Source organism: Actinomycetospora lutea, assembly GCF_028737205.1.
Lineage (GTDB): Bacteria > Actinomycetota > Actinomycetes > Mycobacteriales > Pseudonocardiaceae > Actinomycetospora > Actinomycetospora lutea.
In genome coordinates, this window is record NZ_JAQZAL010000001.1 from 186,469 (window position 1) to 207,480 (window position 21,012).

Below are 21,012 nucleotides of genomic sequence, written 5' to 3' on the forward strand. Positions count from 1 at the left end.
GCCTTCTCTTGTCAAGCGACTTGCCAGCAGTGATTGCCTACCGCCACCCGAAGGCGTTGCACTCGGCACTGGCTGCATCGGACCCCGCCTGGCGTTTGGCGGGCGGCTTCTACACGAGGGAACCTGCAAACACGAAATATGTCCTCTCGGCCGGAGAGGCCGGCGATACTCCTACCTGGGAGGACGCGTGGCTCCGTGTGGAAGAGCAACAGCCTGTTCTCTGGGAGACTATGAGCAGCTATGCCGCTCGTTTCCCTCTGCTCCTTCTTGGTGTCGACCCTGGTTCGGGCGCGTTACAGGATCTCGTCGCGAGACTACGTCCACATCGCTATTTTAAACCTTCGGGCTGGATTGTTGCAGACCGTGTCGGAGAAGAAGTAGCTCATCAGTGGCAGGATCTCGGGCTTACTATCATAAGTATGACGGACGAGGCGTTCCTCCGAACATGCACTGAGGAGCTCAATGTCCGATCGCACTCGGTCCGCGAGTGGATGCCGGATGTGACTGACCAAATTGCCGCCCAACCCTTCAAGCTTCTGGACTATTACGATATCGAGGATGCCTCCATTTTCTACGCACGAGGCGAGGAGACCCGTTCTCTCGTACGGATGGTTACATCGAACAGGCTGGTGATTGTGACCGGGCCTTCGGGTGCTGGGAAGACGTCCCTCCTTAACGCTGGACTGATCGCCCATATCAATCACCTTCACCCCTATCGGGGTCTATATGTTCGACTCGTGGAAGATCCAATTGCAGAGTTGCTGGACGCATTTGAGCGTGAGTTGGGTATCACTTGTCAACGGCCATCGAACACGCTGCAGAGACGCGAGATGTGGAGCGTCGTTGACGGCACGGATTCCCTACCTGTTGTCGTGTTCGATCAAGCCGAGGAGCTTTTCACTCGCTTCGAAAATACGATGCGAGATGATCTCTTCGCCCTAATGATTGAAGCGATCGCCTTTCCGCGAAGCCGAGTACGTTTCGTGGTTGGAATCCGGGAAGACTATCTGGCAAACTTGGCCGACTTTGCGAGGCAGCTGCCAGGAATCCTGCAGAACTCATTCTACGTCGGCGCGCTTGCGAAGGAGCAAGCGCTCGAGGCTATCCGGAGGCCATTTGAGGCGTTTGGGGTTCATCTAGATGCTGACCTCGAAGCCAAGATCGCGGCTGATATCGGGACGGTCCGCGTCGCCTCACCACAGCTTCAGATCGTCTGCCACAGGCTATTCTCCTCGCGGGAATCCGATTCAGTTGGGGTTGAGGACTATCGGCGACTTGGCGAGACTAAGGGTATCCTTCGAGATTTTCTCAATAATGAGCTCGAGAAATTGGGCACGGACCGTGCGGCTGTAGTCGAACTTCTCAAGTCCTTGGTCACGTCAGAAGGTACGAAGGACGTCCTGAGCTTGGAGGAACTCTCAGAACGGTCAGCGTTGCCATACACGTTATCGGAGAAGCTGGCTGGCTATCTTACGACCAACGCCAGGCTACTGCGTCCAGTCTCGAGCCGGTCCGGCGTACGCTACGAGTTGGCGCACGAGTACTTGACGCATGAGATTTGGCTGTGGATGTCGCCCGCTGAAATTAGTCGCCGAGAAGCGCAGGAGCTTATCTCTGCCGATTTGCGTGCTTGGACTACGTTCGATTCGCTGCGGCTGGGTATCGATCGGCTTGAAAGGTATGAGAAGCATGCCCAGAATATTAAGGTTGACGAAGACGTCGGAACGCTGCTCCTTTTGAGCTGTGTGCGGTATTCTCGGCCTCATGGAGTCTGGGTCGAGGCAATTCGGAGACTTCCTCAGCCCGCCCAAATGCGCATCTCGTGGTCCCTCCTTCGTTTCATCGCTTCGCGTCCGGACAATCAACGATTCGAGGCGGCGGAAGCCATAGCGTCGCTAGGCAGCTCTGTGATCATTTCAGCCTTATCGGCAGCGGATCGTGATATTCGACGCGCAGCGTTGTACATGGTGGGCGGCCTGGGACTCTCGTCAGCGCGGCCAGTCTTGATCGAGATGCTTGAGAAGGCTGAGGATGAGCGATCGGAAGAGCTCGCATGTTTCGCGCTTGGCGAGATTGGTGGCAAGGGTGTTGTACAAGCCCTCATTCCACGTACATCGGGTCGTTCAGTTCAGGTAGCAGCCGCCGCTGTCCGCGGTCTTGGGGCCTGTCGTGAAGCACAGGCGTATCCGTACTTGATGGCAGCATTGTGGGGAACTCAGCCAGCGATGACTCGCGCTGCCCAGCTTGGTGTCGCTGCAGCTGCGTCTGTGGAACTGTCCATCTACCTTGCTGCGAACATCGAAACGATCGCGGATGTCAACGGGCATCCGGTAACCATCGATTCTGCGCGCAGGCTCTCCCTTATTTTGGAAGGTTTGGATCACGCTCGGATTGGCGGTGATGAGCTGCTGGCTCCGTTCGCCTCTCTTATTCGAGCGAAGCCCCTGGAAATGAAACGCTATAGTTGTGCGTGGCTCGTCGAGGGCCTTCGGCGAATTTCAGGTGGCGGTATGCCCGCTGAGAGGCCTGACCGACAGCGGGTCAAGCAGAAGCTCCTATCCGCCGATCAAGTGGTTGCCGCGCTTGAAAGGTACCGACCGGACTCAGTCGCTCACGCGTTGGCAAGAGGCGGACCAAGGTCGCTGCCAATCCTTCGAGGACTTTCCTCCCACGAATCGGATAAGGTTCGCCTTACTGTGCTGATGGCATTGTGGCTGTACGATGAGTCACGGATCGGGGCAACCTGGCGCACCCACATAAGGCCATCAATTCTCGTGCGCGGTCTCCAAGATGACAGCCCAGCCGTTCGGTATTATGCATGTCTTGCAGTGAAGAATCTCAGGCTGATTGAGTGCGTCCCATTCCTTCGGTCACTCGCGCGTGATGACGCGCGTGGAAGTTGGTATGTGATAGACGTCGGCAAGCGTGTAAGTGATGCGGCCCACGCGGCTCTCGACGCTCTGCGCCCAGAGTCTAGAGTTTGGCGGAGAGATTGGCAGTTAGATGCGAGACCCCTCTGATGCCGTCTGCTGCGCCCCCCGACTCTGGGCAGGCTGCGGCCTGTTGACGCGTGAAACGCGCTAGGTTGGTGGTCGCCTGCGCCCGTCGTCGCAGGTAACGATCTCGACGTTTCGCTAATAGACAGCGCACCGCATTGGTGCGGAGGCGATGGGACGATAACCAGTACGGCGTCTTCAAAGGGAGAAACCCATCGGTGCCAGACGTGGATGCGAAGGTGCGGAAATCGTCAACATCCCGGGACCCGGTGCCGCGTCTACGGGCCACGGCGGCGTCGGTGATTCCGGACACCCGTCTACGCGATCCCTCGATTCATCGGTGCGTGACGCGACCTAATTTTTAAGCCTTTGTGCGTGGAGCTCGCGATAGCCCGTAGCATCGATACAGCGCACCTCTTCACGGTCTTGCGCTCCTGTCCCGTGGGGTTCCCGACCACCTTCGGTATAATCATCCGAAAGCTCGCTGTCGCTAGCACGAGTCTTGACGATGGTCAAATCCGTCCGCCCCTTTGTGCGGTCCGCAGCCGGTGGTGCGTTCGTTCGACCCATCGTGGATCGCGGTCTTACGTTCGCGAAGGTGATGGCTGTGACCGGATAGAAAAGCGGGGGTCCACCGTTTGAGATCGCCGAGGCTGGAGATATCGATGTGTACACCAGTACACATGGCGCGTGGACCTCGAGAATCCTTTCGAAGCGCAATCGAGTGCTGCACGCGGAGCGTTGTGAGCCAGGTCGATAAGGTCTCGGTGGTCGTGGCCGCGAAGGCGGCGGTGCCAACTTCGTTCCGCCACCACGTGACGCCTCCGTCGGATACCACGATGGCCGCTCCGTTCAGGAAGCCGACGAGGGCACGCTGTGCAGCGCGTTCCTCCTCGGTGAGGGGCCTGCCGCGTTCCTTGCGACGGTAGTAGCTCGCGAGGGCGGAGGCTCTCTTCCGTTCGCGGCGGGCGGCATCCTTGGCGGGGTGGGGGTCGCTGCCGCAGTCCCAGCAGTTCTGCTGGTTCTTCTCGGCGTTCTTCCGTTGGACGGTCCGGGTGTGACCGCAGCCGATGTAGGTGTGGGCGACGAGCCGCGTGGGGGAGTGCACGCACTCGGGGCAGGCGGCGACGTCGCTGTTCTTCCACTTGGGCATTCCGGTGCGGGTGGCGACCTTGTCTTGCCACTCGTGGCCCTCGGCGCAGCGCCACCACACGGTGGCCGGCGAGGTGGCCGGGATCGTGTCCGGGGTGCACCGCCCTGGCCCTGCGCCGTTCCGGTCCGGGTGCCATTGAGCGGCGAGGGCCGGGAATCGGGCTGCGAGGGTGCGGCTGGGGTCGAGGCTTCGAGGCATGGGTCAGGTCCTCCTTCAGGCCGCGAGCGGGTGGGGGACGGGCGGTGATGGTGGGTCGGCGCCCGCGCGCTTGTGGTGCAGCCGGGTGCCGTGGTCGGTGAGGTCGATGGCCAGGCCGCGGTGGTCGAACCAGGCGACGATGGCGGGCATCCCACCGACGCGGCCGGCGGCCTTGAGGGTGTCGAGCTCGTAGGCCACGACGTTGCCGTAGTCGGCCGCGGAGATGTAGGCGATGGTCTCGGTGCCGAGGTCGTCGGCGTCGGCGAGTTCCTGTTCGGTCGCTTCGTCCTCGAGCAGCGGGCCGGGGATCCCGAGCTCGCGGGCTTTCTCGGCGAACCAGCCGCGCATCAGCGGTGGCCATTGGCACTGCCGGAACCGCATCTCGGTCGCCGTGCGCGACCATTCGCTGATCAGGCGGGCGTCGGCGTCGGCGGCTTGGTGGTCGCCTTCAGCTATGGCGACGGCGCAGGTCTCCATGACCTCGACGGGGGTGCGGTGGCGGCGGCCGGGTTCGTCGCGGCCGTGCTTGAACACCGACCCGACGGCTTCGAGAGCCATCTTGAACGGGTAGCGGGCCATGTCGGTGTTGCTGGTCTCGGGGCCGGTGTCCATGACCTTGACGTCGAACCCGGCGGATTCCTGCTGTCCGCTGCGGAGGATGTAGCTGATGGCGTCGAGGCCGTGTTCGGCCAGGCCCTCGCACCAGCGCTGCCAGCTCTCGGCGAGCACGGTTTCCGCGTAGGGCGCGGTGATGCCGATCGGGTCGCCGATGGGCTGGTCGAGCGCGGTGCGGGTGCGGCCTTCGGTGCCCCACGGGACCTTTCTGGTGGTCCATTCGCGGGGGTCGCAGAGCAGGAACACGTGCATGTGTGGGTGCCAGCCGGCCTCGTCGCCGACGGTGCACTCGAAGGCGCGCAGCACGAACCGCACCCCGAGCCGTTCCTTGAGCCGGCGCCACGGCCGGTCACTGGTCACGTGCTTCCAGGCGGTGCGCTGCGCCTGCACGAGGGTGCGTAGCGAGTGCCCGAGGTGGTGGCGCGCGGAGAACGTCGCGAGCACGACGGTGCCGCCGAGCGCTTCCCACACCGAGAACGCGTGCGCGAGGTCGCGGGCGCGGCCGACGGCGATCTTCGCGCCGCAGCACAGGCACGAGTGCCAGGTCGCGCAGGTCTGGAGGCCGCCGACGCCCACGTCGAGGGAGCCGCGGTCGTCGGTCTCCAACCCGCGCAGCGGCAGCTCCTCGGCCTGGGCGTCGAACCGGAACCGGCGACAGGTGCGGACCTTGCGCAGCGGGGACACGGTCCACATCGCCCGGTGCACCGCCCACCGCACGTCGGCGTCGTCCGGGGGCGGCACCGCGGCCAGAGCGGGCCCGGCGGTGGTGTCGGGTGTGGGGGAGCTAAACCCCTCATTCCCAAGGCGCGGTGCGCTCACCGTGCATCACCGCCAGGGGTGGGGGCCGGCGCTGGCGCGCCGGTGCCCGGCCCTTCCGGGCCGGGCACGCTTCCGCTCCTGTCTTCGACCCGCGGCGCGCGCCCGGCCCGCGGGCCGGGCGGGGCGACGGCAGCGGCGACCACGACCACGGCGAGAAGCACGAGGAGCAGCCCGCGTCGGGGAACGTGGGGGAGAGCTCGCGCGCCCGACGCACCGGCCGGAGGGCTGCTCAAGGCCGCGCGGCCAAGACCCCGGAGGAACCGCCTACGGCGGGGCGGGGCGGCGGCACGCGAGCTTGTACGGCCGTCCCTCACCAGCAAGGGCCGCCAACCATCTTCACCGGCAGACCGACGACGCAGGCCGCGGATCAGGACGAGGGGCCGCTGAAGATCGTTTGCTTCCTCCCTTGCTGACGAGCCTCCGACGGCCGAAGGGCCCGCAGGCGCGGTGGGGCCGGAACGGACCCCACCCGGGGCGCGCACCGCCGCCCCGCCCATCTCAAGGGCGTCGTTGGAGGTGGCCGGGATGCGAGTCCTCGTAGCCGGCTCGAGGTTTTGGACCGACGAGCAGACGCTGACGGAAGCGCTGGCGCTGGTGTATGAGCCCGACGGCGTGCTCGTGACTGGCGCGTGCCCGGAGGGCGCCGAGGAGCTCGCGGCCCTGCAGCGGCGGAGCTGGGGCGGGCAGGTCGAGCGGTGGGAATTCGACTGGGACCAGGCGGCGGGGACCATCGTGCCGGGCCGCCACTGGCGCATGCTCGAGGCGGGTGCCGACGTCTGCCTGACCTTCGGCGGCTTGACCGGGCCGCAGTCGCTCGAGGCGATGAGCCGCGCAGCCGGCGTCCCGACGTACGGATGGACGTGAGCGTCCCGAGGCGCGCGCGACCGTCGGAGGTGACGAGACACCTCGGGTTCCTGCGCGGCTCGGGACGACCGGTCAGGCGCCGCCATGAGACAGGCCAGAGCGAGCGGACAGACCTACGCCGGCACCGTCGAGCGGACGGGCCGACGACGAACACGCGACGAACACAGCCCGTAGACGGGTCCAGACGATGCCGAGCCGGCTCGGCACGAAGCCGCAGCTCCAGGGCACTTCCGGGGCACTGCGTGACGCGCGGGGGGCAACCCGGGGGACCTTCACACCGAAGAGGTCACTGGTTCGATCCCAGTATCGCCCACCAGCAAAGCCCCTGGTCACAGGCTCACCAGAGCCATCGGCCAGGGGTTTTCTCGTGTCCGGGCAAGATCGGGGCAGCGTCCGGGCGGCGGACGGGCTCGTCGGTTGGTGCGGAGCTCCGGAGCGGTACTGCGTCCTTTCGACCGGACCGCCGTCTGTGGGACTGTCCATCTCCATCCCGCACCCATCCACGGGGGTCGGCGTGACAGCATCAACCCACGAGCCGGCGGCCGCTCCGGGCAGCCGGACCAGCGAGGACGTCTGGCGGGAGTTCGGGGCGCAGCTGCGCGCGTTCGTGCACCGGCGGGTCGCCGATCCGCAGCGCGCGGAGGACGTCCTCGGCGAGATCGTGCTGCGCATCCACCGCAATCTCGGCCGTGTCGAGGACGACGAGCACCTGACGCGGTGGGTCTACCGGATCACCCGCAATGCGATCGTCGACGAGTACCGGCGGGCCGAGCGGGAGCGTGCCCGGGAGCGCGCCCTGCCCGAGGACGTCGCCGAGCTCGTCGGCGAGGTCGGGCCCGAGGACGAGCCGACGGTGCTGCGGGAGCTGGCGGCGTGCCTGCGGCCGCTGCTCGAGGGGTTGCCGCCCGAGCAGCGCCGGGCCGTGGAGCTGACCGATCTGGAGGGGCTCACCCAGGTCGACGCCGCGGGGCGCGAGGGCGTGTCGGTGTCGGGGATGAAGTCGAGGGTGCAGCGCGGCCGGCGCCGGCTGGCGGAGCTGCTCGGCAAGTGCTGCGAGCTGACCCTCGATGCGCACGGCACGCCGATGGACTACACCCGGCCGACCGACTGTCGGTGTGACTGAGCCCCGGATCGGGGGCCCCGCCGGCGGCGGGACCCCGACCCGGCGCCGTCAGGTGCAGCACGTGCCGCCGGCCGCGGCGGCCTGCGCCTCGCACGCGACCGCACACACCGATGTCGACTCCCCGTCGGGATTGGCCGCCGAGTCGTCGATGACGGCGTAGTACTCCCACCAGCCGGTGGGCGTGTCCGGAGCGGTGACGAACACCTTGTCCTGTGCGGCGTGGCAGCACACGTCGTGCTCGGCCAGCGTCGCCTCGAGACCGGCGCCGCGGAACCGGGTCAGAGCCGCCGTGACCTCCTCGGAGGTCTGGGCCTCGACCCCGAGGTGGTTGAGGTGCTCGCCGTTTCCCGGCTTCTCGATCAGCACCAGCTTCAGGGGCGGGTCCTCGACGGCGAAGTTCGCGTAGCCCTCGCGCTGCTTGTGGGGCGGCACGCCGAACATGGCGGTGTAGAAGGCCGTCGCGGCCTCGATGTCGGTGACGTTGAGCGCGAGCTGGACGCGGGTGGTGGTCATGGTCGGTCTCCCTGATCTCCGGCACCCGGCCGGGTCGCCCCCGTCGGGCCCCGTCGCCGTGGTGTCACCCGCTACTGACGGCAGGACCGGGCGAAGGACGCAGCTGCGTCCTTCGCCGGGCGTCGTCGTCAGTCCCGGCGTCACAGGACGTTCGGAGGTGCCGCGATGAACGAACAGCTGCAGGTCATGCCGGAGGACTGGAGTCGGGCGATGGCCGTCGTCGCCCACCCCGACGACCTGGAGTACGGCGCGGCCAGCGCGATCGCGCGCTGGACCCGGGCCGGCCGGTCGGTCGCCTACGTCATGGTCACCGACGGCGAGGCCGGGATCGACGGTCTCGACCCCACCGAGGCGGGCCCGGTGCGGCAGAAGGAGCAGGTCGCGAGCGCCGCGCTCGTCGGGGTCGACGACGTGACCTTCCTCGGGCACCGCGACGGCGTCGTCGAGGGTGGCCTGGACCTGCGCCGCGACATCGCCCGGGAGATTCGCCGGTTCCGGCCGCACGTGCTGGTCACCGCGACCTTCGAGCTGACCTACGGGATGGGCCCCGGGCAGCGGATCCTGAACCAGGCCGACCACCGGGCCGTCGGTGTCGCGGTCCTCGACGCCGCCCGCGACGCCGGCAACCGGTGGATCTTCCCGGAGCTGCTCGACGAGGGCTACGCGCCGTGGGACGGCGTGCGCCACGTCTACGTGATGGGCGCGAGCACGGCCACCCACGGCGTCGACGTCACCGACGTCCTCGAGCCCGGGATCGCGTCCCTGCGCGCCCACGAGGCGTACCTGCGCGGGCTGGGCCGCGAGTTCGATCCCGAGGAGTTCGTGCGTGGTATGACGGCGATGGCCGGACCGGCCCTCGGCGTCCCGCACGCCGTCGCGTTCGGCCAGATACAGCTCCACGGCGTCTGAGCGGTTTCCTCCAGAGGCCGCGCCCGGCGCGAAGGCCCTGAGTCAGCGGGCAGCGGGGACGAGCTCGGCGAGCAACGCCCGCACGCGCTGGTCGATGTCGTCGCGGATCGCGCGGACCTCGTCGGGGCCCCTGCCGGCCGGGTCGGTCAGTTCCCAGTCGAGGTAGCGCTTGCCGGGGAAGACGGGGCAGGCGTCGCCGCAGCCCATGGTGATCACGACGTCGGCGGCTTCGACGACGTCGCTGGTCAGTGGCTTGGGGAATTCCCCGGAGAGGTCGAGGCCGAGTTCGCCCATGACCTCCCGGACGGCGGGGTTGATCTCGCTGGCGGGGGTGGAGCCGGCGGAGCGGACATGGACCGCTCCCCGGGCGTGGTGGTCGAGCAGGGCGGCGGCCATCTGGGAGCGGCCGGCGTTGTGGACGCAGACGAACAGGACCTCGGGGACCCCGGACGGGCTGCGCGGTGCACCGGTGCTGCGGGAGGTGGGGTGGACGGCGTCGTTGCTCATCGGCGGGTCCCTGTCCGTGAGTGCTGCACGTCCTCGGTGCGGGACGTGAAGAGCCGGCGGCGCAGCCACAGGGAGACGTACACCAGGGCGACCAGGACGGGGACCTCGATGAGGGGTCCGACGACCCCGGCGAGGGCTTGGCCGCTGGTGGCGCCCCAGGTGGCGATGGCCACGGCGATGGCGAGCTCGAAGTTGTTGCCCGCGGCGGTGAACGCGAGCGTGGTGGTGCGTCCGTAGCCCAGGCCGACGGCGCGGCCGAGGGCGTAGGAGCCGGCCCACATCACCGCGAAGTAGATCAGCAGCGGGAGCGCGATCCGGGCGACGTCGAGGGGCTGGGAGGTGATGGCGTCGCCTTGGAGGGCGAAGAGGATGACGATGGTGACCAGCAGCCCGTAGAGCGCGAACGGCCCGATGCGGGGCAGGAACTCGGCCTCGTACCACTCGCGGCCGCGGGCGCGTTCGCCGATGCGGCGGGTGAGGTAGCCGGCGAGCAGCGGGATGCCCAGGAAGATCAGCACCGAGCGGACGATCGCCCAGGGGGAGACGTCGAGGCCGGTGGTGGGCAGGCCGAGCCAGCCGGGCAGGACGGCGAGGTAGAACCAGCCCAGGGCGCCGAAGGCGATCACCTGGAACACCGAGTTGAGGGCGACGAGCACGGCGGCGGCTTCGCGGTCGCCACAGGCGAGGTCGTTCCAGATGATGACCATGGCGATGCAGCGGGCGAGCCCGACGACGATCAGCCCGGTGCGGTACTCCGGGAGGTCCGGGAGCAGCAGCCAGGCCAGCGCGAACATCAACGCCGGCCCGAGCAGCCAGTTCAGCACCAGCGAGGACACCAGCAGCCGGCGGTCGCCGGTGACCGTATCGAGGCGGTCGTAGCGAACCTTCGCCAGCACCGGGTACATCATGATCAGCAGGCCGAGCGCGATCGGCAGCGAGACCCCGTCAATGGCGACGGCGCCGAGGGCTTCACCGAGGCCGGGGATCAGTCGGCCGGCCAGCAGGCCGAGCGCCATGGCGGCGAGAATCCAGACCGGCAGGAACCGGTCGAGGGTGGAGAGCTTCGCGACGACCCCGGCCTCGGTCGGGTCGGTCGCGGTGTCGGTCGCGTCCGGGCCGCTCACGCCTCCACCACCGGCAGGGCCTCGCGGTCGGGTGGCATGCCGGCAGGGCTCTCGGGGGCGGCCGGCACCAGGACCGCGGAGACCTGGGCGAGCAGGTCCGGGCGCACGCGGTAGTAGACCCACGTGCCGCGGCGCTCGCCGGTGATCAGCCCGGCCTCCCGGAGCACCTTGAGGTGGTGCGAGATGGTCGGCCCGGACAGGTCGAACACGTCGGTGAGGTCGCACACGCAGGCCTCGCCACCGGCGTGGGAGGCGATCAGGGAGAGCAGGCGCAGGCGCACCGGATCGCCCATCGCCTTGAACACCCGGGAGAGCTCCATCGCCTGCTCGGCGGACAGCGGCTCGCGGGCCAGCGGCTCGCAGCACCCGACGATCGCGGCAAGCGGATCCTGCTTCGACATGCATCTACCTTGACATCCGTCAAAACAGCGCGCAACCTCTGCTTAGACCGTCGTCGAAGCAAGAGGAGGGGCCACGATGTCCCGAGTGCAGCTCGCCCTGCGGGTCTCCGACCTGGAGGGCTCGATCCGCTTCTACAGCCAGCTCTTCGGGGTGGAGCCGGCCAAGCGCCGTCCCGGCTACGCCAACTTCGCGGTCACCGAGCCGCCGCTGAAGCTCGTGCTGCTCGAAGGCGAGGCCGACCGCCCGACGGTGATGGACCACCTCGGGGTCGAGGTCGGGTCCACCGACGAGGTCGACGACGCCACCGCCCGCCTGTCCGAGCTGGGCCTGTTCACCCAGGTCGAGAACGACACCACCTGCTGCTACGCCCGCCAGGACAAGGTGTGGGTCCAGGGGCCGGGACGCGAGCCGTGGGAGGTCTACACCGTCACGGAGGACTCCCAGGACTTCGGCACCAACGGGATCATCAGCACCATGCCCGACGACGCCGAGGAGGCGACGGGGCAGACGACGTGCTGCGGGGTCACCGCCACCGAGCCCCGGACCGCCACGGGCTGCGGGTGTGTCGCGTGACCTCCGACCAGACGCCGGACCGGGCGGCCGCGGTGCGCGAGCGGGTCCGTGACCGCTACGCCACCGCGGCCGCCCAGGTCCGCGCCGGCCGGACCCCGAGCTTCTCCGAGGCCGACCCCGCCGGCATGTGCGGCGACGCCTACGACCCCACGCAGCTCGACGACGCCGGCGCCGCCGGAGCGGCGAGTCTCGGGTGCGGCAACCCGCTCGCGGTGGCCGACCTCGCGCCCGGGGAGACCGTGCTCGACCTCGGCTCCGGCGCCGGGCTGGACGTGTTGCTCTCCGCCCGCCGGGTCGGTCCCGACGGGTTCGCGTACGGCCTGGACATGACCGACGAGATGCTCGACCTCGCCCGCCGGCACGCCGCCGAGGCCGGCGTCCCGAACGTCGCGTTGCTCCGTGGGCACATCGAGGCGATCCCGCTGCCGGACGCGTCCGTCGACGTGGTCATCTCCAACTGCGTGATCAACCTGTCGACGGACAAGGCGGCCGTGTTCGCCGAGATCGCCCGCGTGCTGCGGCCCGGCGGGCGCCTGGGCGTGGCCGACCTCGTCGGCCAGGACGATGCCGAGGCCGAGCAGCAGGCCCGGGCCGCCGTCACGGTCGGGGCGATCAACGGAGTCCTCACCGCGAGCAGCTACCACGAGCAGCTCGACGACGCCGGCCTGACCGACGTCCACATCAGCCTGACCCACGAGGTCGCGCCCACCGTCAGCTCCGCCGTCATCCGGGCGTCGCGGCGCTGAACCGCCCCGCGCGACCTGCCGTGGCGGGCGGCGTCATCGCGCGACGCGCTCGCCGCGGGACGGGACGCCGTCGAGGTCCAGCGCGAACGCGCCGATCCCGTAGGCCAGGGTGGTGACCATGCGGTCGAACCGGGCCCGGTCGATGTTCTCGAGGTCGTCGCAGGCCTGGTGGTAGCACGGATCGAACGGGGCGCCCGCCCGACCGCCCCACAACCGGGCCTGCTCGGGGGTCTTGGTGCCCGAGTCCCCGGAGAAGACGCCCCCGGTGGCGATCCCGGCGGCGACGAACGGCCCGTAGTCGGAGTCGTCGATGAACGGGGTCCCGCGCGGCTCGACCCCCTGGGAGGCGAGCCGATCGGCGAGGACGCGCTCGATCGCCGGGGAGCCGGGGGCCGCCACCTCGGTGTTGCGCCCGTCCGAGCCGTCGCCGTCGTAGACGAAGTAGCCGCCGTTCGGGGCGGCGATCACGTCGGAGTTGAGCATGAGCGCGATGTCCCGGCGCTGATCCGGCGACAGCCCGCCGACGTAGGCCTGGGAACCCAGCAGCCCCTGCTCCTCGGCGCCGAACCAGACGAAGCGCACGGCGTTCGTGACGGGCGCGTCGGCGCCGAGCTCCAGCGCGATCTGCAGTTGTGCGGCCACGCCGCTGCCGTCGTCGTCGATCCCCGGCCCCTCGGGGACGCTGTCGAGGTGGGCGCCACTGAGCACCACCTCGTCGACCCGACCGCTCGTCGTCTGCGCGATCACCATCCGGGTGCTGCCCGCCGTGGTGGATCCCTCGCTCTCTTCCTCGCCGCCGTCCCCGCCCTCTTCCGGGGCGAGGGCCATCGTCGGCGTCTGCACGGCGAAGCCCGCGCGGCGCAGGGTGTCGGCGACGTAGTCGACGCTCTGCTCGTACCCGGGGGTCCCCATGGCCCGGTTGCCGCCGTTGCGGTCGGCGACCGCCTGGAGAGCCTGCAGGTGCACGAAGGCCTCGGACCCGGTCACCGTCGACGCGAGACGCTCCGCCAGGCTCCGGTCGCCGGTGGGTGCGGGGACCGACTCCCCGCCCGGCGACGCCGGTGTTCCGCCGCCGCCCGAGCAGGCGCTCAGCGTCAGCGGTGCGATCAGGACGGCGGCGACCACCGCGCGTGCGGCACCCCCGCGTCGTCCCCGCGGAGCGCGCCGCGAACCGGCTGATCGACCCGGAAGGTTCCTCACGTCGACTCCGCCAGTCGTTCCGCAGCAGCCTGAGTGCGGCGAGCCTACGTCGTCCTGACCGGGTCAGACGTACTCGTCGTGGCGCTCCGCGCGGTACGGCGGGAGCTGGGGGCGGCCCTCGGGGGTGTCCTCCCACGTCTCCTGGCGGCCGAGCGCGGTGAGGTCGAGCATCGACAGCGTCGGCAGCAGCGGCTCCACGCCGCGGCCGTTGACGAAGTAGGTCCGGTAGACGCGGTCGTGGTCGTCGCGCAGGAAGACGTTGAGCCCGAACATCGTCGGGACGTCGAACTCCCGGCTGAAGGCGTCGCCGACGAGCGTGTACCAGGGCGTGCCCTCCCAGCCCATGTGCCGCGCGAGCGCCGCGATCTGGTCCTGCCCGGCCTCGGAGACCATGACGAAGCTGGTGTCCCACGCGTGGAGGTGGGCGAGGTGCGGGACGTTGTCGGCGAGGTAGGAGCAGCCCGCGCAGCCCTTCTCCGGCCAGCCGTCGACGTCCGGGTCGAAGAAGAAGCGGTAGACGAGGAGCTGGCGCCGGCCGCCGAAGAGGTCGAGCAGCCCGACCTCGCCCTCCGGGCCCACGAAGCGGTGGTCGGTGTCGACGCGCGTCATCGGCATCCGCCGGCGTGCGGCGGCGAGGGCGTCGCGGGCGCGGGTGGCCTCCTTCTCCTTGACCAGCAGCTCCGCGTGGGCCTTCGCCCACTCCTCGCGCGACACCACGGGCGGCAGGGCGGAGTCGGGCAGGGGCAGTGACGTCATGGCGCGACCTCCTCGTCCTGATCAGTACGAAAACAGGAGTCTACGATACCTGATCAGTACTGTTCGACAAGCAGGCGTGGACGACGCGGTTCACGGGCGAGCCCCGGGAGTCCCGCGCAGGTCGCTAGGCCGGCGGCGGCACCGCGCCGACCTGGACGAGCAGGCCCAGCATGTCCGAGCACGTCCAGCGCTCGGCGCAGCGGCCGTCGCGGAAGTGCAGGATCGTGATGCCCGGCATGGCGATCTCCCGGCCGGTGGCGGGGACGCCCATGAAGTCGCCGTCGTGCCGGCCGGTGAGCGTGAACCGGCTCGTGAGGCGGTCGCCGTCGGCGAACGTCTCGTGTCGTTCGATCCGATTGCCCGGGAACGCCGCGAAGATTCCCTCGTAGAACGCGCGCGCGGCGGTCTTGTCGAGGGGTTCCGGCGCGAATCCGTGCAGCAGCACATCGTCGGTGTAGAGATCGAGATAGCCATCGAGATCACCCGCGTTCCAGCGATCGATCGCGGTCGCGAGCGCCTCCTCGTTGCGGATCCCGGACGTGGTCGTGCTCATGGCGGCCCTCCTCGATCGGGGATCGGAGAAAGGAACGTAGCGCGATGGGACGAATTCCGAGCATTGTTCATGGCAATTCTCGGGGTGACCGTGGCGCTGTGTCGCCGTCCGGTTCCGCACCGGGTCCGGTGGCGACCACAAGGGCCGTCCTGCGGTCGACGGCCGCGCGACGCTCCGGTTCGTCTCGGGTCCGGGGGAGACCGTGACGACGCCGCCGGGACCGCGCGCGACGGTCGATGCCCGGGAGCCCGGAGGGTTGCTGAGCGGTCTCGCTTTCGCGGGTCGGGGTTGTCGGGGGTGTCGGCTAGATTCGAACACATGAGCGAACGGGTGGTCGGGGTGCCGGAGCGTGAGGCGCTCGACCGTGCTCGGACGCACCTGATCGCGCAGCGCTGTGCCTATTTCCAGCGCCTCGAGGACATCGCCGTGTTGCACGAGCTCGGCACGGCGGTGAGCACGGGCTATCGGTCGACCGAGGCGCTGCTGGCCGACCGGGACAACCTCGACCACGCCGAGGCCAAGCGGCTGGTGGACGAGGCCGAGGACCTGTGCGCCCGCGTGTCGATGCACAGCGAGTTGCTACCCGCCCGCTTGCCGGCCACGGCGGAGGGGCTGTCGGCGGGGGAGATCGACCCGGCGCACGTGAGGGTCATCCGGGGGACGGTGCGGCACCTGGTACGGCTGGCGAGCCCGCCGTCGCTGGAGGAGCTGGTCGGGATCGAGCGCTCGCTCGCCGAGCAGGCGCGGCTGTTGCCGCCGCGGTTGCTGCGTCGACTCGCGAAGAGGTTGATCGATCACTACGACCCCGACGGCGCCGCCCCGTCCGATGGCGCGGACGGGCACGACGAGTTGCGGCTGCACCGACGCCAGGACGGCTCGCTGGTGTTCAAGGGTCGCCTGGGCGATCCGATGGACGCCGAGATGGCCATCGAGGTCTTCGGGGTGCTGGCCGCCCCGGCCGGGGCGGACGACGAGCGCGGGTTGGTCAAGCGCAACGCCGATGCGTTCAAGGACCTCCTGCAGGACGCCCGCGGTCCCTGCGGGCTCGCTACCGCCGCCCGCCGGGAGGAGGACGGCCCCGTCACCGCAGAGGACGGGGCGGGCGAGGAGCCGACCGAGACGGCCGACGACGAGGCCGACGACGAGGCCGTCGGCGCGGACCAGCCGGCCGATGCCACCGCGAACCACGAGCCCGGCGACGCCACTGAGGCGGACGAGGCCGCCGGTCAGACGCCGTTGGCGCTGATCCCCGAGCCCCGCCGTCCCGACAGCCCCACCACCACGCGCGGGTGGACCGAGCGGCCCGGCCGCGCTCTGTTGACGGTCACCATCGATCACCGCTGGCTGTGCGCGGCGCTGGCCGGGCGGGACGGCTACGGCACCCTGGACTCCGGCCACACCGTGGACGCGGCCACGGTGCGCCGCTGGGCCTGCGACGCCGACATCGTCCCCATGATCCTGGGCGGCCGCTCCGAGCCCCTCGACGTGGGCCGCGCTCAGCGCACCGCCCCCGACGCCATCCGCCGCGCCCTCAACACCAGGGACGGGGGCTGCGCGTTCCCCGGCTGCGACCGCACACCCCGGCGCTGCCAGGCCCACCACGTGCAGAGCTGGCTCGACTGCGGCGTCACCGCGGTGCACACCATGTGCCTGCTCTGCCGCTACCACCACCAGCTGATCCACCACGGGCACTGGACCATCCAGATGATCGACGGGCGGCCCTGGTTCACCCCACCCGGCTTCATCGACACCGAACGACGACCACGACGCGGCGGACGACCCCGCGTCCCCCTCTGACCGGGCGATGCTTCAGGCGCGCACGTCCTCGTGTCCCGCGGCACCGGCGCGTCCGGGTCTGATTAGAATTTCCCGGCCGCGGTCGAACAGACGGCCGCTTCGTGGATCGGGGCGCCGGCGCGTCGTCGTGCGCTCGCCAGGTCCCTTCGTCGTGCGTGATCGCTCGCACCCATGTCCGGGGTGGGGGCGTCGGTGGCGCGCCCGGGGGACCTGCAGCACGACTCCCTGTGCTGCCCCGAGTCTCGTAGCGACCGTGAAGGTGGGGGAACCGCGTGCACCCGGGCCAGGCCGAGCAGCTCGTCGTCGCTCTGCGCAAGGCAGCCCAGACCCTGCTCGAGCGACGGAGCATCCGGGATCTCCAACAGACGCTGTCGGACATCGTCGCCGCCGCGGTCGAGACGATCCCGGGCGCGACGGCGGGGGGCATCTCGGTCAGCGAGGACGGGATCGTCGACACCCGCAACCCGACCAGTCGGGGGATCTCCGAGCTCGACCGGCTCCAGGGCGAGCTGCACGAGGGGCCGAGCATCACCGCGATCGAGAGCCCGACCGAGGACGGCGTCGTCATCGCCCAGGACCTGGGCGGGGTCGACCGGGAGCGATGGCCGCGGTTCGCGCCGACCGCCGTGGCGGCGGGCTACCGGTCGATGCTGTCGGCCCAGCTCGCCACGGCCGGCCCGATGCGGGCGTCGCTCAACCTCTACGCCGCCGAGCCCCACGTCTTCGACCTCGAGGCGCGCCTCACCGCGGGGCTCTTCGGGGTGCAGGCGGCCATGCTGCTCCACGGCAGCGAGCAAGCCGTCCACCTCGGCCGGGCCGTCGACAGCCGCGACATCATCGGCCAGGCCAAGGGCGTGCTCATGGAGCGTTTCGGCGTGGACGAGACCGAGGCGTTCCAGATGCTCGTCGAGTCGTCCCAGAGCACGAACCTCAAGCTGGTCGACGTCGCGCGGTGGCTCGTGGGGGAGGTCGGCCGACGCCGGACGCGGCGCGCACCGACCGACGGCGCCCGCACCGACGGCGCCCGGCTGGACGGCGCCCGCACCGACGGACACGGTCCCGAGGTCACGACCAGCGAGCTGCTCCGCCCCGAGCGTTGAGCCTCAGGGTCCGCCGATGACGACGGGCCCGGAGGGCGTCCGGAGCTCCGCCCGCAGGTCCGGGGGACCGTCCGCGACGGTGACGCATCCCGAGAGTCCGAGCGCGGCGAGGCGTCGACGCAGGTCCGGCGCACCGGGCGACGACACGAGGAGGCGCTCCAGGCGGACGCCGGCGTCCTCGAGCGCGTCGGTGGGGTGGGCGCCGTCGGGCGCGTCCCAGGCGATCAGCGACGGGACGAGCCCGCTGCCGTCGCCGGGCAGCGATCCGTCGGCAGGCACGGTCACCGTCCACGACAGCGCGTCGCGGGAGAGGTGGAGGCGCTCGCCGTGGTCGTCGGGACCCGGCGGCAGCACCGCGGGGCGGGCGACCCAGTGCAGCAGCTGCGGTCCCTCGGTGAGGCGGGACCGGACGGCCGCGGTGTCGAGGCCGAACCACCGCGGGCGGCCCGGCGCGGGGGCGTCGGGGTCGATCGCGATCAGCTCGAGATAGGTGGCGCCGCCGATTGCCAGCAGGGCGTTGTGCGTGCCGAAGGCCGCGTGCCGACCGCCACCGGCGAGCCGGACCCCGAGCTGCTCCTCGAGGGCGGGGACGCCGTGGGTGAGGTCCTCGGCGGCGACGACGAGGTGGTCGACGGCGGGAGCGGGCGGCACGGGCGCCGACCCTACCGACCAGCAACAGTACGAGAAAACAACTAGACAGTTGTTCCAAAGAACTGCAAGCTGTTAGCGTCGTCCCATGACCACCGCGACCACGGGACGCCGCGCATGGACCGGGCTCGCCGTCCTGGCGCTTCCGACACTGCTGCTCTCGCTCGACATGAGCGTGCTCTACCTGGCGCTCCCGGCCCTGTCCGCGGAGCTGGGTCTCGGGCCGACCGCGCAGCTGTGGGCGATGGACGTCTACGGCTTCATGATCGCGGGCTTCCTCGTCACGATGGGCACGCTGGGCGACCGCATCGGGCGCCGCCGGCTCCTGCTCATCGGAGCGGCGGCGTTCGGGGTCGCGTCGGTGGCCGCGGCGTTCTCGACCGGGCCGGCGATGCTGATCGCGACCCGCGCGCTGCTCGGGATCGCGGGGGCGACGCTGATGCCCTCGACGCTTGGCCTGATCCGCACGATGTTCCCCGACCCCCGCGCCCGGGGCACCGCCATCGCGATCTGGATGAGCTGCTTCATGGGCGGCATGACCGTGGGCCCGCTGATCGGTGGCGTGCTGCTCGAGGCGTTCTGGTGGGGCGCGGCCTTCCTCATGGGTGTACCCGTGATGGTGCTGCTGCTGGTGCTCGGCCCGATCCTGCTGCCCGAGTCGCGCGACGCCGCCGCCGGCCGCCTCGACCTCGCGAGCGTCGCGCTGTCGCTGGGGGCGGTCCTGCCGGTGGTGCACGGGCTCAAGTCGCTGGCCGCCGACGGTCCGGAGCCCGGCGCCCTCGTGGCGCTCGCGGTCGGGACCGGGCTCGGTGCGGTGTTCGTCCGCCGCCAGCTCCGCCTCGACGACCCCCTGCTCGACCTGCGGCTGTTCCGCCACCGCGCGCCGGCCGGCGCGCTGGGCATCAACCTCGGCGGCGGGGTCGTCATGGCCGGCACGTTCCTGCTGCTCACGCTGTGGCTCCAACTCGTGGCCGGCCTGTCGGTGCTGACCGTGGGCCTGGTGCTCGCGCCGCTGCAGGCCGCCATGGTGGTGGCCTCGCTGCTCGCCCCGCGGCTCGCGCGCTCGATCCGGCCGGCCCGGGTGACGGCGGCCGGGCTGGTGATCGGCGGGGTGGGGCTCGCGGTCGTGGGCCTGCTCGGTGCGGGCGCGGGCGGCGGCACCGTGGTGCTGCTCGCGGGCTTCCTGCTCGCCTCGGTCGGCATCGCGCTGCCCACCGCCCTCGGCACCGACCTGCTCGTCGGCTCCGTGCCCGAGGAGAAGGCGGGCTCGGCCGGCGCGCTGTCGGAGACCAGTGGCGAGCTGGGCATCGCGCTCGGTGTGGCGACGCTCGGGAGCCTCGCGACGGCCGTCTACCGGGACGTCCTCGTGCTCCCGCCCGGTACGCCCGCCGCGCTCGCCGACGCGGCCCGCACGGGGCTCACCGAGGTGGCCGCGGCCGGGCCGACGCCCGCGGTCGCGAGCGCCGTCGAGGCGGCGTTCACGACCGGGCTCGGTGTGGCCGCCACGGTCGGCGCGGTGATCTTCACCGGTCTCGCGGTGGTCGCCACCGTCGCCTTCCGCCACGTGCCCGTGACGGCCGCGCCCGACGAGGACGCCGGCGTCGAGGCGCCGCCGCCGCGGCGGGAGGCCGGCGAGCCCGCCGCGGTGTGAGCGGTGGCCCGAGCCCCGGACGACGTGGCGGCACCGGCTACGGTGCCGCCATGCCGGGCTTCACGTGGCCGCCGCGCGACACCGACCGCAACCGCTTCCTGTGCCGGGTGCAGGTCGTGGTCTACGCGCTGGTGACCCTCTACTTCGGGGCGTTCGCCCTCGCGAGCGGGTCGCTGCTGCCGTGGACGATCTTCACCCTCGCGCTGGCCGCCACCCTCGTGGTGGGCGTCGCGCTGGCGCTCATGCGCACCCAGCGGCGCTGACCCGCGAGCGTCAGGTCGCCGTCCCCGTCGCGACGGTCTCCCAGCGGCGGGACAGCGCGTCGAGACGCTCGAGGAGCTCGCCGACGCCGGACGCGTGGTCGGCCATCAGCTCGCTCTCGAGGGCGAGGACCCGGTCCTGCAGGCGCTGGAGCGCGGCGCGCCCCTCCTCGGTGAGCCCGATGAGCTTGCGACGTCCGTCGGCCGGGGCCTGGGTGCGTTCGATGAGCCCGCGGTCCTCGAGGCGGCGGCAGACGTCGGCCATCGTGGAGCGATCGAGCGCGACCGTGTGCGCCAGCGAGCCCTGGTCGAGCCGCGGATGGGCGTCCACCGTCACCAGGACGGCGTACTGCGGCCCCGTGAGCACCGGGTCGACGCGCCGTGCCCAGGCGGCGATGTAGGCCTGGTGCAGGCGTCGGGCCAGGTAACCGGGTGCTTGGCGTATGACGGCTGGAGTGGCCGGGCCACCCTCCGAACTCGTCGCGTCCCCCTCGCGTGACATTCG

Annotated in this window: 21 protein-coding genes; 10 read left to right on the forward strand and 11 right to left on the reverse strand. The window is 70.4% G+C overall.

Annotated features, from left to right (window positions below):
• Positions 1 to 29: 29 nt before the first annotated feature.
• A complete protein-coding gene (locus PHK61_RS00970; RefSeq protein ID WP_274279088.1) occupies positions 30 to 3,020 on the forward strand; it encodes an nSTAND1 domain-containing NTPase in 2,991 nt (996 codons plus the stop codon).
• 466 nt (positions 3,021 to 3,486) lie between these two features.
• Here PHK61_RS00970 and PHK61_RS00975 read toward each other — a convergent pair whose 3' ends face one another.
• Positions 3,487 to 4,347 (reverse strand): zinc-ribbon domain-containing protein, encoded by an 861-nt coding sequence (locus tag PHK61_RS00975; RefSeq protein WP_274279089.1) that lies wholly within the window; start codon positions 4,345 to 4,347, stop codon positions 3,487 to 3,489.
• 15 nt (positions 4,348 to 4,362) lie between these two features.
• The gene (locus tag PHK61_RS00980; RefSeq protein WP_274279090.1) at positions 4,363 to 5,703 is read right to left on the reverse strand and encodes a hypothetical protein; all 1,341 of its coding nucleotides are present in this window, start codon (positions 5,701 to 5,703) and stop codon (positions 4,363 to 4,365) included.
• Positions 5,704 to 6,306: 603 nt separating this feature from the next.
• Here PHK61_RS00980 and PHK61_RS00985 point away from each other — a divergent pair.
• Both PHK61_RS00985 and PHK61_RS00990 read left to right on the forward strand, forming a co-directional pair.
• Complete coding sequence (locus PHK61_RS00985; protein WP_274279091.1) at positions 6,307 to 6,645, forward strand: SLOG family protein; 339 nt, start codon at positions 6,307 to 6,309, stop codon at positions 6,643 to 6,645.
• Positions 6,646 to 7,159: 514 nt separating this feature from the next.
• Positions 7,160 to 7,768, forward strand: coding sequence for a sigma-70 family RNA polymerase sigma factor (locus PHK61_RS00990; protein ID WP_274279092.1), 609 nt, complete (start codon positions 7,160 to 7,162; stop codon positions 7,766 to 7,768).
• A gap of 48 nt (positions 7,769 to 7,816) precedes the next feature.
• Here the strand turns inward: PHK61_RS00990 and PHK61_RS00995 are convergent, their stop codons facing one another.
• The gene (locus PHK61_RS00995; RefSeq protein WP_274279093.1) at positions 7,817 to 8,281 is read right to left on the reverse strand and encodes an ArsI/CadI family heavy metal resistance metalloenzyme; all 465 of its coding nucleotides are present in this window, start codon (positions 8,279 to 8,281) and stop codon (positions 7,817 to 7,819) included.
• Between the two features lie 165 nt (positions 8,282 to 8,446).
• Here PHK61_RS00995 and PHK61_RS01000 point away from each other — a divergent pair, with 165 nt between their 5' ends.
• Positions 8,447 to 9,190: a PIG-L deacetylase family protein gene (locus tag PHK61_RS01000; protein ID WP_274279094.1), complete on the forward strand. Its 744-nt coding sequence runs from the start codon at positions 8,447 to 8,449 to the stop codon at positions 9,188 to 9,190.
• A gap of 42 nt (positions 9,191 to 9,232) precedes the next feature.
• On the opposite strand, the gene PHK61_RS01005 is transcribed toward PHK61_RS01000, so the two are convergent.
• Genes PHK61_RS01005 through PHK61_RS01015 form a run of 3 tightly spaced genes read right to left on the reverse strand, consistent with a single transcriptional unit; the run spans position 9,233 to position 11,222 of the window.
• Complete coding sequence (locus PHK61_RS01005; RefSeq protein WP_274279095.1) at positions 9,233 to 9,697, reverse strand: arsenate reductase ArsC; 465 nt, start codon at positions 9,695 to 9,697, stop codon at positions 9,233 to 9,235.
• Positions 9,694 to 10,821: an ACR3 family arsenite efflux transporter gene (gene arsB / locus PHK61_RS01010; RefSeq protein WP_274279096.1), complete on the reverse strand. Its 1,128-nt coding sequence runs from the start codon at positions 10,819 to 10,821 to the stop codon at positions 9,694 to 9,696. Before arsB ends, PHK61_RS01005 begins: the two co-directional genes overlap by 4 nt.
• Entirely contained in the window at positions 10,818 to 11,222 is a 405-nt protein-coding gene (locus PHK61_RS01015; protein WP_274279097.1) for an ArsR/SmtB family transcription factor, read from the reverse strand. The genes arsB and PHK61_RS01015 overlap by 4 nt, the downstream gene beginning before the upstream one ends.
• A gap of 76 nt (positions 11,223 to 11,298) precedes the next feature.
• On the opposite strand from PHK61_RS01015, the gene PHK61_RS01020 reads away from it, so the two are divergent.
• Both PHK61_RS01020 and PHK61_RS01025 read left to right on the forward strand, forming a co-directional pair.
• The gene (locus PHK61_RS01020; RefSeq protein WP_274279098.1) at positions 11,299 to 11,796 is read left to right on the forward strand and encodes an ArsI/CadI family heavy metal resistance metalloenzyme; all 498 of its coding nucleotides are present in this window, start codon (positions 11,299 to 11,301) and stop codon (positions 11,794 to 11,796) included.
• Positions 11,793 to 12,542, forward strand: a complete 750-nt coding sequence (locus tag PHK61_RS01025) for a methyltransferase domain-containing protein (protein WP_274279099.1) — start codon at positions 11,793 to 11,795, stop codon at positions 12,540 to 12,542. Before PHK61_RS01020 ends, PHK61_RS01025 begins: the two co-directional genes overlap by 4 nt.
• Before the next feature lie 33 nt (positions 12,543 to 12,575).
• Here PHK61_RS01025 and PHK61_RS01030 read toward each other — a convergent pair whose 3' ends face one another.
• The 3 genes from PHK61_RS01030 to PHK61_RS01040 all read right to left on the reverse strand — a co-directional run bounded on the left by PHK61_RS01030 (position 12,576) and on the right by PHK61_RS01040 (position 15,051).
• Entirely contained in the window at positions 12,576 to 13,667 is a 1,092-nt protein-coding gene (locus tag PHK61_RS01030; protein ID WP_274279100.1) for a M28 family peptidase, read from the reverse strand.
• 138 nt (positions 13,668 to 13,805) lie between these two features.
• Positions 13,806 to 14,498, reverse strand: a complete 693-nt coding sequence (locus PHK61_RS01035) for a DUF899 family protein (RefSeq protein ID WP_274279101.1) — start codon at positions 14,496 to 14,498, stop codon at positions 13,806 to 13,808.
• 124 nt (positions 14,499 to 14,622) lie between these two features.
• Complete coding sequence (locus tag PHK61_RS01040; RefSeq protein WP_274279102.1) at positions 14,623 to 15,051, reverse strand: ester cyclase; 429 nt, start codon at positions 15,049 to 15,051, stop codon at positions 14,623 to 14,625.
• A 318-nt stretch (positions 15,052 to 15,369) separates the two neighbouring features.
• On the opposite strand from PHK61_RS01040, the gene PHK61_RS01045 reads away from it, so the two are divergent.
• On the forward strand, positions 15,370 to 16,848 hold the full coding sequence (locus PHK61_RS01045) for an HNH endonuclease signature motif containing protein (RefSeq protein ID WP_274279103.1): 1,479 nt from the start codon (positions 15,370 to 15,372) through the stop codon (positions 16,846 to 16,848).
• A gap of 272 nt (positions 16,849 to 17,120) precedes the next feature.
• A complete protein-coding gene (locus PHK61_RS01050; protein WP_274279104.1) occupies positions 17,121 to 17,948 on the forward strand; it encodes a GAF and ANTAR domain-containing protein in 828 nt (275 codons plus the stop codon).
• A 3-nt stretch (positions 17,949 to 17,951) separates the two neighbouring features.
• Here PHK61_RS01050 and PHK61_RS01055 read toward each other — a convergent pair whose 3' ends face one another.
• Positions 17,952 to 18,599: a VOC family protein gene (locus PHK61_RS01055; RefSeq protein ID WP_274279105.1), complete on the reverse strand. Its 648-nt coding sequence runs from the start codon at positions 18,597 to 18,599 to the stop codon at positions 17,952 to 17,954.
• Between the two features lie 85 nt (positions 18,600 to 18,684).
• On the opposite strand from PHK61_RS01055, the gene PHK61_RS01060 reads away from it, so the two are divergent.
• Together PHK61_RS01060 and PHK61_RS01065 are read left to right on the forward strand one after the other, a co-directional pair.
• Positions 18,685 to 20,247, forward strand: coding sequence for an MFS transporter (locus PHK61_RS01060; protein ID WP_274279106.1), 1,563 nt, complete (start codon positions 18,685 to 18,687; stop codon positions 20,245 to 20,247).
• A 50-nt stretch (positions 20,248 to 20,297) separates the two neighbouring features.
• Positions 20,298 to 20,510, forward strand: a complete 213-nt coding sequence (locus PHK61_RS01065; protein WP_274279107.1) for a hypothetical protein — start codon at positions 20,298 to 20,300, stop codon at positions 20,508 to 20,510.
• A gap of 10 nt (positions 20,511 to 20,520) precedes the next feature.
• Here the strand turns inward: PHK61_RS01065 and PHK61_RS01070 are convergent, their stop codons facing one another.
• The gene (locus PHK61_RS01070; protein ID WP_274279108.1) at positions 20,521 to 21,009 is read right to left on the reverse strand and encodes a MarR family winged helix-turn-helix transcriptional regulator; all 489 of its coding nucleotides are present in this window, start codon (positions 21,007 to 21,009) and stop codon (positions 20,521 to 20,523) included.
• Between the last annotated feature and the right edge of the window lie 3 nt (positions 21,010 to 21,012).

Coding starts and splice junctions, on each gene's coding strand:
- PHK61_RS00975 (WP_274279089.1), bottom strand. CDS start 4,347: ATGCCTCGAAGCCTCGACCCCAGCCGCACCCTCGCAGCCCGATTCCCG.
- PHK61_RS00985 (WP_274279091.1), top strand. CDS start 6,307: ATGCGAGTCCTCGTAGCCGGCTCGAGGTTTTGGACCGACGAGCAGACG.
- PHK61_RS00995 (WP_274279093.1), bottom strand. CDS start 8,281: ATGACCACCACCCGCGTCCAGCTCGCGCTCAACGTCACCGACATCGAG.
- PHK61_RS01000 (WP_274279094.1), top strand. CDS start 8,447: ATGAACGAACAGCTGCAGGTCATGCCGGAGGACTGGAGTCGGGCGATG.
- PHK61_RS01005 (WP_274279095.1), bottom strand. CDS start 9,697: ATGAGCAACGACGCCGTCCACCCCACCTCCCGCAGCACCGGTGCACCG.
- PHK61_RS01015 (WP_274279097.1), bottom strand. CDS start 11,222: ATGTCGAAGCAGGATCCGCTTGCCGCGATCGTCGGGTGCTGCGAGCCG.
- PHK61_RS01020 (WP_274279098.1), top strand. CDS start 11,299: ATGTCCCGAGTGCAGCTCGCCCTGCGGGTCTCCGACCTGGAGGGCTCG.
- PHK61_RS01035 (WP_274279101.1), bottom strand. CDS start 14,498: ATGACGTCACTGCCCCTGCCCGACTCCGCCCTGCCGCCCGTGGTGTCG.
- PHK61_RS01040 (WP_274279102.1), bottom strand. CDS start 15,051: ATGAGCACGACCACGTCCGGGATCCGCAACGAGGAGGCGCTCGCGACC.
- PHK61_RS01045 (WP_274279103.1), top strand. CDS start 15,370: ATGAGCGAACGGGTGGTCGGGGTGCCGGAGCGTGAGGCGCTCGACCGT.
- PHK61_RS01060 (WP_274279106.1), top strand. CDS start 18,685: ATGACCACCGCGACCACGGGACGCCGCGCATGGACCGGGCTCGCCGTC.
- PHK61_RS01065 (WP_274279107.1), top strand. CDS start 20,298: ATGCCGGGCTTCACGTGGCCGCCGCGCGACACCGACCGCAACCGCTTC.
- PHK61_RS01070 (WP_274279108.1), bottom strand. CDS start 21,009: ATGTCACGCGAGGGGGACGCGACGAGTTCGGAGGGTGGCCCGGCCACT.